The following is a 13,110-nucleotide window of genomic DNA, read 5'->3' on the forward strand; positions in this document are numbered from 1 at the left end:
TCGCATCGCCCGCAAGCGGGCTCCTACATGGCGGTGCCGTGGACGACAGGGGCTGATCCTTGCTGGCATTGGAGGCCATGGCGCACGATTGCATAACGGCTACGACCGCATCGCCCGCAAGCGGGCTCCTACATGGCGGTGCTGCGGGCGGCAGGGGCTGGTCCCTACATGGCGGTGCCGCGGGCGGCAGGGGCTGGTCCTTTGTAGGAGCCAGCTTGCTGGCGATTGCTGGCCATTGCATGGCGGCTAAGACCGCATCGCCTGCAAGCGGGCTCCTGCAGGGTTGCGGCGGTACGGTTGCGTAGGGCTTCAGGATTCTCTGTGACCAGTTGCCTTGGCGCGCATCTTTTCGCACATGAGCGTCATTTCGTCATAGAGCAGTTGCGGGTTCTTCTGTTTCAGCGCCCAGGCCTGGCGGCCCTGCTCGTGGGGCAGGATCATGAACTGCCCGTCGGCCACCGCCTGGAAGATGTAATCGGCGATGAATTCGGCATTGATCGGCGAGCTCTCCAGCAGCTTGCCGACCTGAGCCTTCATGGCAGGCGTAGGGCCGCGGAAGGAATCGAGCAGGTTGGTCTGGAAGAACGACGGACACACCACGTGCACGCCAACCTGCAGCGGTTTGAGCTCGACCAGCAGGCTCTCCGACAACGCCACCACGCCAGCTTTGGCGACGTTGTAGTTGCTCATGCCCGGCCCCTGCATCAGTGCCGCCATCGAAGCGATGTTGACGATACGCCCCTGGCTGCGTTCGAGCAGCGGCAGGAAGGCTTTGCAGCCTTTCACCACGCCCATCAGGTTGATCGCCAGTTGCCAATCCCAGTCTTCGAGGGACAGCTCGGCGAAGAAGCCGCCCGAGGCGACACCGGCGTTGTTGACGATGATATCGATGCCACCCAGCTTCTCTTCGCACGCCTGAGCGAACGCGGTGAGCTGGCTGTAATCGCGCACGTCACAGCGTAGGGTGAAACCTTCCCCGCCGGCGTTACGTACCAGCTTCAGGGTCTCAGCCAGCCCCGCATCGTTGACGTCCGACAGCGCCAGGCGCCAGCCCTCACGGGCCCAACGCAGCGCGATCTCACGCCCCAAACCGGACCCGGCACCCGTGATCATCATGCGATTGTGCATACGCAACCTGCCCTGCTGGCCAATGAAAGACAGCCCGAGTGTAGCGAAGGCAAACCCAGGCCCCAGCCATCATCAGCCTGTTGAATGGGCAGACCGCGGGCCGGGTATGGCGGGGAGATCGTGTGTCGGTCATGTCGTTGGTATCGCTTCGCTCGACCCAGGCCGCCATTCCGACGGTTGCTCGCACGTAGCCGGGGTCGAGCGCCGCGACACCCGGGAGTGTTTTTCACGTCACTGAAACAGCCGCGTACTCAGCTCATGGCTGGCTTCCAGCAGGATCGGCAGGAAACGATTCTCCAGCTCCTGTCGCGAAACGCGGCCAACGTGGGTACCGACATTCAGCGCTGCCAGCACCTGGCCGGCAGAATCCTTGAGCGGTACAGCGATGGAGCGCAGGCTGACTTCCAGCTCCTGATCGATGATTACCCACCCCTGACGGCGAATCTCCTCGATATTGGCGCGCAGGTCTTCCGCCGTGTGCAGGGTGCGGCTGGTCTTTACCTGCAGGTCGGCATGGCTCAGGTAATCGTCCAGCGCCGCATCTCCCAAGGCTGCAAGCAGGATGCGGCCCATGGACGTGCAATACGCCGGCAGCCGGCTACCCACGCTGAGGTCAACGGAGATGAGCCGCTGCGGCGTGGCCGAACGGGCGATGTAGAGAATCTCGTCGCCCTCCAGCGTGGCCATGGAGCAGGCTTCGTGCAGTTGCTCGCTGAGCCGGTCGAGGATCGGCTGGGCAGTGACCGCCATGGGCGTCGAGGACAGATAGGCGTGGCCCAGCGTCAGCACCTTGGGCAGTAGCGAATAGACCCGCCCGTCGGTGGTCACGTAGCCCAGCTTCATCAGGGTGTGCAGGCAGCGGCGCACGGCGGCACGGGGAATCTCGGTACGGTGGCTGATCTGCGCGATGGTCAGGTGGCGCTTGCGCTCCTGAAAGGCATGAATGACCGCCAGCCCGCGCGCGAGCGAAGTCATGAAATTCGGATCGCCCGTGAACGCTTCGATACGCTTAGCCGGCGATGCAATGATCGGTGGCGCCATCGGGCTTGGCAGGGAACGGGATTCGGTCATGGCTATCAACTCATCCTGACGATATGCGCGATTATCGAACTGCGGTGCGATAATCGCAAGGCAATCGGCAGCGATCCTGAGCTTGCCCCTGTATTCGAGGCTCAAAACTGGCACTCGGTGACAGCGAGACTGTCACTGGCAGAGCAAGTCATGCCTCTAGGAAAAAGGAGTGAGACGAGTGACCTCCAGGGCCAAGATCATCGAGCGGGTGATGCACCCCACCGCCCGCCGCTGCCTGACGGTGGCACGGGTAGCGGATGTCACCCCACGCATGCGCCGCGTTACCTTCACTGGCGAGGCGCTCGAGGGTTTCGTTTCCGCCGCTGCGGATGACCACATCAAGCTACTGTTCGCACACAACGAAGACGAACAACGCCGCCTCGATGATTTTCTGGCGGGCTGCGATGGCGAACGACCGTTAACGCGGGACTACACGCCGCGCCGCCACGACCCGCAGGCTGGTGAACTGGACGTGGACTTCGTCCTGCACGGCGACGGGCCTGCTTCCACCTGGGCGAGTCAGGTGCAGCCGGGGCAGCAGTTGTATATCGCCGGGCCACGGAGCTCTCTGGTGGTGCCGGATATCTTCGATGCCTACCTGCTGATCGGCGACGAAACCGCCCTGCCCGCCATTGGTCGATGGCTGGAGGCGTTTACACCAGGGCGCAAGGCGACGGTGCTGGTGGAGATCGAGAACGAGGCGGAAAAACAGCGATTGCCCAGCGCGGCCGAGGTGCAACTGCACTGGCTGATTCGCGGCGAACGCAGTCTGCTCGACGCCGCGCGCGCGTTGCGCAAGCCTGAAGGCGAGCTGTACGCCTGGGTCGCCTGCGAGGCCAATCAGTCCCGCAAGGTTCGTCGCATGCTGATCGAAGAGCAGGAGATCGATGAGAAACGCATCAAGGCGGCGGGGTACTGGCGGCGGGATGACGCCTGATGCGAAACGCCAGTGTTGGTGGGCTGAAGCCCACCCTACGCCGCTGGACACCTATCTATTGCATCGCCCGCAAGCGGGCTCCTACGGGCCGTAGGGTGGGTCGCGCTTCATCGACCCACCAAGCCACTCACCATCGCAGTGGCTGGATACCTACAATCGCATCGCCCGCAAGCGGGCTCCTACGGGCCGTAGGGTGGGTCACGCTTCATCGACCCACCAAGCCACTCACCATCGCAGTGGCTGGATACCTACAATCGCATCGCCCGCAAGCGGGCTTCTACGGGCCGTAGCGTGGGTCACGCTTTATCGACCCACCAAGCCATCCACCATCGCAGTGGCTGGATACCCGCCATTGCATCGCCCGCAAGCGGGCTCCTACGGGCCGTAGGGTGGGTCGCGCTTCATCGACCCACCAAGCCATTCACCATCGCAGTGGCTGGGCACCTGCCATTGCATCGCCCGAAAGCAGGCTCCTACGACCGTAGGGTGGGTCACGCTTCATCGACCCACCAAGCCATTCAACGCGGTAGCGGCTGATGTTCACGCGGCGTCGGATACCGCGTCGAAGGCGACGCTTACTGGGCGTGATGCCGGTAGAGGGCTGGGGGTACGCCGCTGCTGTCCACGGTTTGCCATGGGCCCTGCAAGGTGCCAGCCCAGCTCCAGCCATCGCTCCAGCGGTAGAAGGTGCGCTCGCGGTAGTAGGTGTCCCGCTCGGAGTCGACGACATAGACCCCCAAACCGCCATCCCAATGGCTGGAGACGCCCGGCGGCGGTGCGAAGCGCGGGTGGGATTTGCTGGCTGGTGGTGAGCCAGCAGGTGCCGAGGGGCCATCGGTACCGGGTGCGGGGCTGTGAAAGGTACAGCCGGTGAGGCTCAACAGGGTGGCCGCAAGGGCAGCCGACATCAGTTTATTCATGGTTATTTGCCGTCAGCGCTATCGATGATCAGGCGTTGCACGGTCTGGGTGGTGCTGGACAACGGTTGCCCCTGGCCGACCCACTCGCCGCTCTTCGCATCGCCGGCGCGCGAAATGCGCGCTACCAGTTGAACCTGGTCGAACGCGGAAAGTTTCAGTTGCGGCATCATCGCATCGCTGTCCGAGAGGCTGACCTGCGCTGGCAGATCGGCCACGCTCAGGCGCTTGACCGCCAACGGCATGGGCGGCCCGGACGCAGCACGGGCGAAGACGAACACCGTGTCGCCCGGCTGCACCTTGTCACGCAGCGCATCCGCCAGTTCGACACGCACCTGCAGGCTGCCGATTTCCGGCGTCTGCGCGGTGGCGGCAGCGCCGGCTTGCGGGTCGATTTCCTGACGGGCACGAGCGATGCCGCCAGCGATTGCCTGACGGGACGGATCGCCCTCGGGCAAGATCGCGACGAGGCGTTCCCAGTAGCCGATGGCGTCCTGAAAGCGCTGCTCCTCGTAAGCGGCGATGCCCAGCAAGCCCAGGCTGGTGACTTCTTCCGGGTCGGCCTTCAAGGCTTCGCCGGTCAGCGCATCCAGTTGCGCGGTCCACTGTTTATTATCGGCAAAGTACAGCGCCTGAGCCCACTGCCCAAGCAGCTCGGGCTCGCGACCAGCGACCTTTACCGCCTGCTCGAACGCGCGCGCTGCATCCGCCGGGCGCTCCTGCGCCATGTAGCTGCGACCCAGGAAGTACCAGCCCTCTGGGGACTCCGGGTTGCCTTGCACGGCCTGCTCCAGGCGCGCGGTCATTTCCTCGATGCTGCGCGGCTCGCCAGTGAAGGTCCGCGCCCGCTCGACCTCGCCAATAGCGCCCCACTGCGCATAGAGCAGCACGCCAAGCAGCGGAACCAGCACGGCGGCGATCAGCGGCACGGTGCGCCCCAGGCGCCCAGCCTTCGTCTCACCGCTGCCTTCGGTATCGGCAATCAGCTCACGCGCGGCCTCGTCACGGGCCGTTTGCAATCGGGCGTCATCCAGCGTTCCGGCCTGGTGCTGCTGCTCCAGCTCGCGCAGGCGCTCCTGGTACAGGGTGACGTTCAGGGCGGTGCGATCCTCCTCGGTTTGAACCTTGCGACCGCGAAGGAGCGGGACCAGCAGAAAACTCACGGCGAGCAGACACAGCAGCCCGGCGGACAACCAGAATTCGATCATGGCTCTTTCTTATCCAGAGGCGCCTGCTCGAGCAGCTGCGCCAAACGTTGCTGTTCATCGCTCGACATACCGGTGGAGACCTCCCCGCCAGCCTTGCGACGGCGCAGGACGATCACCCCGAGCAGCACGAAGCCACCGACCAGAAGCGCTGCCGGGCCATACCAGAGCAACAGCGTGCGGCGGGTGACCGGCGGCTTGTAGAGCACGAAATCGCCATAACGGGCGACCAGGTAATCGATGATCTGCGCATTGCTGTCACCCGCCTCCAGCTTGCGGTAGATCTCGGCACGCAGGTCCATGGCGATCGGCGCGTCGGAATCGGCAATGTTCTGGTTCTGGCATTTCGGGCAGCGCAGTTCTTCGGTGAGTTGGCGGTAGCGGGCGCGTTCGGCCTCACTGGCGAACTCGTAGGTATCGATGGCCGCGTGGGCGACACCGACCAGCACCAGCAACAGGCTCAGCCCGATCAACAGGCGCTTCATCGCCCGGCCTCGTCGACCATCTGCTGGTACAGCGGCGCGAGCTTCTCACGCCAGATCGCCTCGTCGATCACGCCGACGAACTTGTGACGGATGATGCCCTTGGCGTCGACGAAGAAGGTCTCCGGCGCGCCGTACACGCCCAGATCGAGGCCCAGCGTGCCCTTCGGATCGCTGATGTTTAGCTGATAAGGATCGTGGAAATCGCTCAGCCATTTCTGCGCGGCAGCGTTGTCGTCCTTGTAGTTGACGCCATGGATGGTCACGCCCAGGGCGGCCAGTTTGTTGAGCACCGGGTGCTCGACCTTGCAGGCGACGCACCAGGTGGCCCAGACGTTGACCAGCGAAGGCTTGCCCAGCAGGTTTTCCTGGGTGATCAGTTGGTGGCCCTGCACTGCTGGCAGGGAGAACGCAGGAAAAGGCTTGTCGATCAGCGCCGACGGCAGCTCGGCAGGGTCGAGAAACAGGCCGCGGTACAGAAACACCGCCACGCCGAGAAAGATCACCAGCGGTAGCAACAGAATCAGCCGTCTCATGCTCGTGCCTCCTGCAGGCCAAGGGCGTCACGGACGCGCGTCTTGACCTTCATCCGGTAGCGTTTGTCGGCGGCGGCGAGAAAGCCGCCAAAGCCCATCATCAGGGCACCCAGCCAGATCCAGCGCACGAAGGGCTTGATGTGCACGCGCACGGCCCAGGCGCCCTGCTCCAGCGGCTCGCCGAGCGCGACGAAGAGATCGCGGGTCAGGCCGGCGTCGATGCCGGCTTCGGTCATCACCGATTGCTGCACGGTGTACAGGCGTTTTTCCGGGTGCAGCAAGGCGATCTGCCGCTCCCCTTCGAAGACCCGTACCGTACCGCGGTCGGAGATGAAGTTCGGCCCCTCGTGATGCGCCGCACCTTCGAACACGAACCGGTAGCCGCCCAGCTCCACGGCATCGCCCGGCGCCATACGCATGTCACGCTCGAAGCTGCCAAGGCTGGTGAGGATCACCCCCAGCGCGCACACCGCCAGGCCCAGGTGCGCCAGCTGCATGCCCCAGTAGCTGCGACCCAGGCTGGCCATGCCCTTGAACAGGCCCTTGTGACGGGTCTTGTCGTGAATGTCGCGCAGCCCGGCCAGCACCACCCAGGCGGCCAGCAGGCAGACCCCGAGCACCGCCCAGTTAAAATCACCCCACAGCCAGCTGGCCAGCAGCGCCACTACCACACTGGCGACCAGCACCGGCGCGAGCATGCCGAGCAGCCAACGCAGCGGCGTGTCCTTCCAGCGCACCAAGACGCCAACCGCGAGTACCGCCATCAGCAAGCCCATCAAGGGCACGAACAGCGCGTTGAAGTAAGGCGGGCCGACCGACAGTTTGGCGCCGCTCAGGGCATCCAGCACCAGCGGATAGAGGGTGCCGAGCAGGATCATAGAAGCGGCCACCACCAGAATCAGGTTGTTGGCCAGCAACAGGGTTTCCCGCGACCACAGGCTGAAGCCGACCTGGCTGCGCACCACGGGGGCGCGCAGGGCGAACAGGGTCAGCGAGCCGCCGACCACCAGCAGCAGAAACGCGAGAATGAACACGCCCCGCTCCGGGTCGCTGGCGAACGCGTGCACCGAAGTCAGCACACCGGAGCGAACCAGGAAGGTACCCAGCAGGCTCAGGGAGAACGCGGCAATGGCGAGCAACACCGTCCAGCTCTTGAATACCCCGCGCTTTTCGGTCACGGCGAGGGAGTGGATCAGCGCGGTGCCGACCAGCCAGGGCATGAACGAGGCGTTCTCCACCGGATCCCAGAACCACCAGCCGCCCCAGCCCAGTTCGTAGTAGGCCCACCAGGAGCCCAGGGCGATGCCGATGCCCAGAAAGGCCCAGGCGACGATGGTCCAGGGCCGTGACCAGCGCGCCCAGGCGGCGTCCAGCTTGCCGCCAAGCAGTGCGGCAATGGCGAAGGCGAAGGCCACGGAGAAACCCACATAGCCCATGTAGAGCATCGGCGGGTGAATGATCAGGCCGAAATCCTGCAGCAGCGGATTGAGATCGCGACCATCGGCGGGCACGTTCGGCAGCAGGCGGGTGAACGGGTTGGACGTGATGATCAGAAACAGCAGGAAACCGACGCTGATGATGCCCATCACACCCAGCACCCGGGCGAGCATCTCTTCCGGCAGCTGTCGGGAAAAGATCGCCACGGCGAAGGTCCAGCCACCGAGGATCAGCGCCCAGAGCAGCAGTGAACCCTCGTGGGCGCCCCATACCGCGCTGAACTTGTAATACCAGGGCAGCGCGGTATTGGAGTTCTGCGCCACGTAGGCCACCGAGAAATCGTCGACCATGAAGGAATAGGTAAGACAGGCGAAGGCGAACGTCAGAAAGGCGAACTGCCCCCAGGCGGCCGGCTGCGCCAGGCTCATCCATTGCCGGTCGCCGCGCCAGGCGCCGATCAGCGGCAGCGTGGACTGCACCAGGGCCAGGCACAGCGCCAGGATCATTGCCAGATGGCCAAGTTCGGGAATCATCGCGCGGCCTCCCCGGCCTTCTCGTAGTGCTTGTTCATGCCACTCTGCTCCAGGGCCTGCTTGACCTCCGGCGGCATGTAATTCTCGTCGTGCTTGGCCAGCACTTCGTCGGCGAGCAGCATGCCGCTGTCGTCGACCTTGCCCATGGCGACGATACCCTGCCCCTCGCGAAACAGGTCCGGCAAAATGCCGTGAAAGCGGATGGTCACCCGCGCCACGCCATCGGTAACCACGAAGTCGGTCTGCAGAGAGTCGCTGGAACGTTTCACCGAGCCCTTCTCAACCAGGCCGCCAGCACGAATGCGGGTGTCGTGTGGCACGTCACCATTGGCGATCTGCGTCGGCGTATAGAACAGGTTGATGTTCTGCTGCAGCGCGCTCAGAGCCAGCGCCACGGCAATACCAACCCCGGCGACGATGGCCAGAACGATGAACAGGCGTTTCTTGCGAACAGCGTTCAACGTGATTCCTCCCGACGCATACGACGCGCCTCGTCCTGCAGGTGGCGACGCCGCGCACGCAGCGGCAGCACCACGTTGAGCGCCAGCACGGCCAGGCAGATACCGTAGGCCGACCATACATAGGCACCGTGGTTACCCATGGCGAGGAAGTCGGCGAATGACGCGAAGCTCATCGTTTACCCTCCACCAGCGCGCGAATCTCGGCCTTCACCCAGCTGCTGCGCGCTTCCCGGCGCAACACTTCGAGGCGCATGCGCATCAGCAGCACGGCGGCGAAGAAGCAGTAGAAGCCCAGCACCATGATCAGCAGTGGCAGCCACATCTGCATGGGCATCGCCGGCTTGTCGATAACGCTGAAGGTGGCCGGCTGATGCAGGGTGTTCCACCACTCCACCGAGTACTTGATGATCGGAATGTTGATCACCCCGACCACCGCCAGCACGGCACAGGCCTTAGCGGCGCTGTCGCGGTTGCTGATCGCCTGGCCGAGGGCGATCACGCCGAAATACAGGAACAGCAGGATCAACATAGAGGTCAGGCGCGCATCCCAGATCCAGTAGGTCCCCCAGGTCGGCTTGCCCCACACCGCGCCGGTGATCAGCGCGATGGCGGTCATCCAGGCGCCGACGGGGGCAGCCTGCTGCAGGGCGACATCGGCCAGTTTCATCTTCCAGACCAGACCGACCACGCCGGCCACGGCCAGCATCACGTAGATCGACTGGGCCAGGAACGCCGCGGGCACGTGGATGTAGATGATCCGGAAACTGTTGCCCTGCTGGTAATCGGGCGGCGCGAAGGCCAGGCCCCAGACCGTACCCACGACCAGCAGCACGGCAGCGGCGATCGCCAGCCCGGGCAGCCAGCGGCCACTGATCTCGTAGAACCATTTGGGCGAGCCCAACTTGTGAAACCATGTCCAATTCATCAGGTCACTCATCATTCTCCGAGGTAGGGGCCATCGCTGGCCATCCTCGGTAGCACGGTTGAATCATTCGCCGACACTGATGGTCAGGCCAGCGGCAATGGCGAAAGGCGTCAGGGTTACTGCCAATGCGGTGAGGCTGGCCAGCCATAACAGATGACCCGCCACCGGCAGCCCCTGCAGGCTCGCCTGCAAGGCCCCGCTGCCAAGAATCAGCACCGGGATGTACAAGGGTAAAATCAGCAGTGCCAGCAGCAGCCCGCCGCGTTTCAGGCCCACGGTAAGGGCGGCGCCGACCGCGCCGAGCAGGCTGAGGATGGGCGTGCCGAGCAGCAACGACGCGAGCAGCACCGGCATGCAGCGCACCGGCAGCCCGAGCATGAGGGCCAGCAAGGGTGACAGCAGCACCAGGGCCAGGCCGGAAAACAGCCAGTGCGCGCAGACCTTGGCCAGCACCAGCAACGGCAACGGGTGCGAGGAAAGCACCCACTGTTCGAGGGAGCCGTCCTCGAAATCGCTGCGAAACAGGCCGTCGAGGGAGAGCAACACCGCCAGCAAGGCCGCTACCCACATCAGGCCGGGTGAAAGGCTTTGCAGCAGTTGCGTTTGCGGGCCGACAGCCAACGGAAACAGGGCGATGACGATAGCGAAAAACACCAGTGGGTTGGCCAGCTCTGCAGGGCGCCGACACAGCAGTCGCGCCTCGCGCACGGCCAGCAGCATAAATACGCTACTCATGCGGCATGCTGTCCCAGATCAAGATCGCGGTAACTCGCTGGCATGCGGCTCAACGTATGGTGGGTGGTCAGAATCACCAGGCCACCCTGCTGGCAATGCGCAGCCAGATGGTCCTCCAGTTGGCTGACGGCGTGCTTGTCCAGAGCGGTGAAAGGCTCGTCGAGAACCCACAGCGGCGGGCCATCGAGATAAAGCCGCGCCAGTGCCACACGGCGTTGCTGGCCGGCCGAGAGGGTGTGACAGGGCACATCTTCGAAGCCGCGCAGCCCCACCGACTCCAGCGCCTGCCAGATCTGCTCACGGCTCGCAGGGCGATGCAGGGCGCACAGCCAGGCGAGATTTTCCTCGGCACTGAGCAAACCCTTGATGCCAGCGGCATGGCCGATCCACAGCAGATCACTGGCCAGATCGCCGCTGCGGCTGGTCAGGGGCTGGCCCTTCAGGCGAATTTGCCCTGAAGTGGGTTGTCTCAATCCGGCGAGCACGCGCAGCAGGCTGGTCTTGCCGCTGCCGTTGGGGCCCGATACCTGTAGCATCTGCCCGGCGTCCAGCTGAATATCGAGGTTCTCGAACAGCAGGCGCCAATCCCGTTCGCAGGAAAGTGCCATGGCTTCGAGAAAGGGACTGCTCACAGCGCGGACACCTGGTTCAAGTCGAGACGAATGTGGCCGCTATAATGATGCGGACATTGAAGTGGCCGGAATTATACATGCCCAATAGGCCCACTCGCAGTGCGCTTTTGGCTACAGAGTATGAGACTTAATGACCGAGATCAGTGGATCGCGTCCTATCGCCGCAGCGGCTCCCGCCAACAGGCCGCCAGTCAACGCTGCCGACCTGGCGGTAAAGCTTCTGCAGCCCCTCGACGGCCTGATGAGCAGCGGCGAGAGTGCCAAGGCAGAAGTGGTGGGCCTCAAGGAAGTGTCGCAGAACTTCCAGCTGATGCTGCGCGTCACCCTGGAAAACGGTCGCCAGGCTACGCTGCAGGCCAGCAGCCCGCAACCCATCGCCCAGGGCACGGCGCTGGCGGTGACGGCGCTTTCCGATACGCGCCTGGCGCTGGCAGTACTCGCCGGCGGTAAACCGCTGACCAGTATCGACCTCGAACAATTGCCCGTCGGTACCCTGCTGCAGGGCAAGGTCATCGCCCGCGAAGCCCTGCCCGCTCAGGCTGCACAAACCGTCTACAAGGTGCTGGTGAACCTGCTCAACACACCACTGGCCGGCAGCAAGCTGAGCCTGGAAACCCATCTCGACCTGCCCCTCGGCAGCCTGCTCAGCGCGCGCGTGCAGGGCGATCAGTCCCTGGCGTTCCTGCCATTGAGCGGCAGGCTCGATCAACTGGCGCTGCTCCAACAGCTCGGTAACCAGCAGAGCCGCCAAGGCTCGCTGGAAGGCTTGCTGGCAGCCTTGAAGGGCATGGGCGGCCAGGATGGCATGCCCGATGGCCTGCGCGGCAGCATCGACAAGCTGCTGGGTGGGCTGCCAAGTGGCGAGCAGATGAGCAGCGGCAAGGGCTTGATGCAGGCGCTGGAAAACAGCGGCCTGTTTCTCGAAAGCAAACTGCTGACCGGCCAGCCTGGCGCACTGGGCGCCGACATGAAGGCCAACCTGCTACGCTTGGTCAGCCAGTTGCTGCCGTTGCTGCCCGGTTCCGCGCCTCTGGCTGCCGCCACCGCGTCGACCAATGCCATGACCCAGGCACTGCCCGCCTTCGCCCGCAACATTCTCGGCAACATCGGCCAAAGCAGCGGTCGTCAGCAGGCCATGAGCTTCCCCCTGCCCAGCCGCCTGATGCAGGCGATGGAAGGCGAGGCCGACCTGGAAGCGCTGCTGAAACTGGCCGCTGCCGCCATCTCGCGCCTGCAGACCCATCAGTTGTCCAGCCTGGCACAGAGCCAGACCGGGCCCGACGGTGCACTGGTGACGACCTGGCAGATCGAGGTGCCCATGCGCAACCAGCATGAACTGGTGCCCCTGCAGGTGAAGATCCAGCACGAAGAGCCTGCGCCCTCCGCCAAGCAGGATCCCAAGGAAGCGCTTTGGCGTATCGACCTGGCGTTCGATCTGGACCCGTTGGGGCCACTGCAGGTCCAGGCGCAACTGGCCCATGGCAGCCTGTCCAGCCAACTCTGGGCCGAGCGTGCCAGCACTGCGGGGTTGATCGACCGCGAACTGGGCAACCTGCGTGAGCGCCTGGTGGCAGCTGGCCTTACCGTCGGCGACCTGGCCTGTAGCCAGGGCACGCCGCCGCAAGGCCCGAAAACCTCACTGGAACAGCGTTGGGTCGATGAAACCGCATGAGCAATAAAGCCCCCCGTCAGGCCATCGCCCTCACCTACGACGGCCAGAACGCTCCCAACCTCAGCGCCAAGGGCGACGACGAACTCGCCGAAGCGATACTCGCCATCGCCCGCGCCCACGATGTACCGATCTACGAGAATGCCGAGCTGGTGCGCTTGCTGGCCCGGCTGGAACTGGGCGAGGCGATCCCCGAGCAGCTGTATCGCTGCATCGCCGAAATCATCGCGTTCGCCTGGTACCTGAAAGGCAAGTTCCCGGCCGGCTTCGATCCGCGCGGCAAGCCGAAAGACGGCCCGCTGCTGCTCGGCGGACCGGAGCGCACGAGTAGCAAACGCTAAGCTGGCACCCCGAACGTCGCTTCGCTCGACGCAGGCGGCGATTCGTGCTGTACGTAGGAGCCAGCTTGCTGGCGATCCCTGGTCCTGATGCGATGTTGCGG

At 64.4% G+C, this 13,110-nt stretch carries 15 protein-coding genes; 3 read left to right on the top strand and 12 right to left on the bottom strand.

The window, feature by feature from the left end; all coding sequences use genetic code 11:
• Positions 1-309: 309 nt before the first annotated feature.
• Both QRN22_RS23355 and QRN22_RS23360 read right to left on the bottom strand, forming a co-directional pair.
• Positions 310-1,128, bottom strand: a complete 819-nt coding sequence (locus tag QRN22_RS23355; protein ID WP_042553984.1) for an SDR family oxidoreductase — start codon at positions 1,126-1,128, stop codon at positions 310-312.
• A gap of 231 nt (positions 1,129-1,359) precedes the next feature.
• Positions 1,360-2,199, bottom strand: coding sequence for an IclR family transcriptional regulator domain-containing protein (locus QRN22_RS23360; RefSeq protein ID WP_042553983.1), 840 nt, complete (start codon positions 2,197-2,199; stop codon positions 1,360-1,362).
• Between the two features lie 211 nt (positions 2,200-2,410).
• Between QRN22_RS23360 and QRN22_RS23365 the strand changes: the two genes are divergently transcribed.
• Positions 2,411-3,136, top strand: a complete 726-nt coding sequence (locus tag QRN22_RS23365; RefSeq protein ID WP_042554183.1) for a siderophore-interacting protein — start codon at positions 2,411-2,413, stop codon at positions 3,134-3,136.
• Positions 3,137-3,711: 575 nt separating this feature from the next.
• Here QRN22_RS23365 and QRN22_RS23370 read toward each other — a convergent pair.
• From QRN22_RS23370 to ccmA, 10 genes are read right to left on the bottom strand one after another with little or no spacing between them, the layout of a single operon-like run.
• Positions 3,712-4,056 carry a hypothetical protein gene (locus tag QRN22_RS23370; protein ID WP_042553982.1) on the bottom strand — a complete coding sequence of 115 codons (345 nt, stop codon included), beginning with the start codon at positions 4,054-4,056 and terminating at the stop codon, positions 3,712-3,714.
• Between the two features lie 2 nt (positions 4,057-4,058).
• The gene (gene ccmI / locus QRN22_RS23375; protein ID WP_042553981.1) at positions 4,059-5,261 is read right to left on the bottom strand and encodes a c-type cytochrome biogenesis protein CcmI; all 1,203 of its coding nucleotides are present in this window, start codon (positions 5,259-5,261) and stop codon (positions 4,059-4,061) included.
• Positions 5,258-5,743 carry a cytochrome c-type biogenesis protein gene (locus QRN22_RS23380; protein ID WP_042553980.1) on the bottom strand — a complete coding sequence of 162 codons (486 nt, stop codon included), beginning with the start codon at positions 5,741-5,743 and terminating at the stop codon, positions 5,258-5,260. Before QRN22_RS23380 ends, ccmI begins: the two co-directional genes overlap by 4 nt.
• Positions 5,740-6,276 carry a DsbE family thiol:disulfide interchange protein gene (locus tag QRN22_RS23385; RefSeq protein ID WP_042553979.1) on the bottom strand — a complete coding sequence of 179 codons (537 nt, stop codon included), beginning with the start codon at positions 6,274-6,276 and terminating at the stop codon, positions 5,740-5,742. Before QRN22_RS23385 ends, QRN22_RS23380 begins: the two co-directional genes overlap by 4 nt.
• Entirely contained in the window at positions 6,273-8,246 is a 1,974-nt protein-coding gene (locus tag QRN22_RS23390; RefSeq protein ID WP_042553978.1) for a heme lyase CcmF/NrfE family subunit, read from the bottom strand. The genes QRN22_RS23385 and QRN22_RS23390 overlap by 4 nt, the downstream gene beginning before the upstream one ends.
• Positions 8,243-8,707, bottom strand: coding sequence for a cytochrome c maturation protein CcmE (ccmE, locus tag QRN22_RS23395; protein WP_042553977.1), 465 nt, complete (start codon positions 8,705-8,707; stop codon positions 8,243-8,245). The genes QRN22_RS23390 and ccmE overlap by 4 nt, the downstream gene beginning before the upstream one ends.
• A complete protein-coding gene (gene ccmD, locus QRN22_RS23400; protein ID WP_042553976.1) occupies positions 8,704-8,880 on the bottom strand; it encodes a heme exporter protein CcmD in 177 nt (58 codons plus the stop codon). The genes ccmE and ccmD overlap by 4 nt, the downstream gene beginning before the upstream one ends.
• Positions 8,877-9,635, bottom strand: a complete 759-nt coding sequence (locus tag QRN22_RS23405; protein ID WP_179540077.1) for a heme ABC transporter permease — start codon at positions 9,633-9,635, stop codon at positions 8,877-8,879. The genes ccmD and QRN22_RS23405 overlap by 4 nt, the downstream gene beginning before the upstream one ends.
• A gap of 60 nt (positions 9,636-9,695) precedes the next feature.
• Entirely contained in the window at positions 9,696-10,367 is a 672-nt protein-coding gene (gene ccmB, locus QRN22_RS23410) for a heme exporter protein CcmB (RefSeq protein ID WP_042553975.1), read from the bottom strand.
• Positions 10,364-10,999 carry a cytochrome c biogenesis heme-transporting ATPase CcmA gene (gene ccmA, locus QRN22_RS23415; RefSeq protein WP_042553974.1) on the bottom strand — a complete coding sequence of 212 codons (636 nt, stop codon included), beginning with the start codon at positions 10,997-10,999 and terminating at the stop codon, positions 10,364-10,366. Before ccmA ends, ccmB begins: the two co-directional genes overlap by 4 nt.
• Positions 11,000-11,129: 130 nt before the next feature.
• Between ccmA and fliK the strand changes: the two genes are divergently transcribed.
• A complete protein-coding gene (gene fliK / locus QRN22_RS23420) occupies positions 11,130-12,671 on the top strand; it encodes a flagellar hook-length control protein FliK (RefSeq protein ID WP_042553973.1) in 1,542 nt (513 codons plus the stop codon).
• Positions 12,668-13,009 (top strand): EscU/YscU/HrcU family type III secretion system export apparatus switch protein, encoded by a 342-nt coding sequence (locus tag QRN22_RS23425; RefSeq protein WP_042553972.1) that lies wholly within the window; start codon positions 12,668-12,670, stop codon positions 13,007-13,009. The genes fliK and QRN22_RS23425 overlap by 4 nt, the downstream gene beginning before the upstream one ends.
• Positions 13,010-13,110: the final 101 nt, after the last annotated feature.

It is taken from the genome of Pseudomonas sp. MEJ086, assembly GCF_030209025.1.
In the GTDB taxonomy this organism is placed as follows: Bacteria; Pseudomonadota; Gammaproteobacteria; order Pseudomonadales; family Pseudomonadaceae; genus Aquipseudomonas; species Aquipseudomonas fulva_A.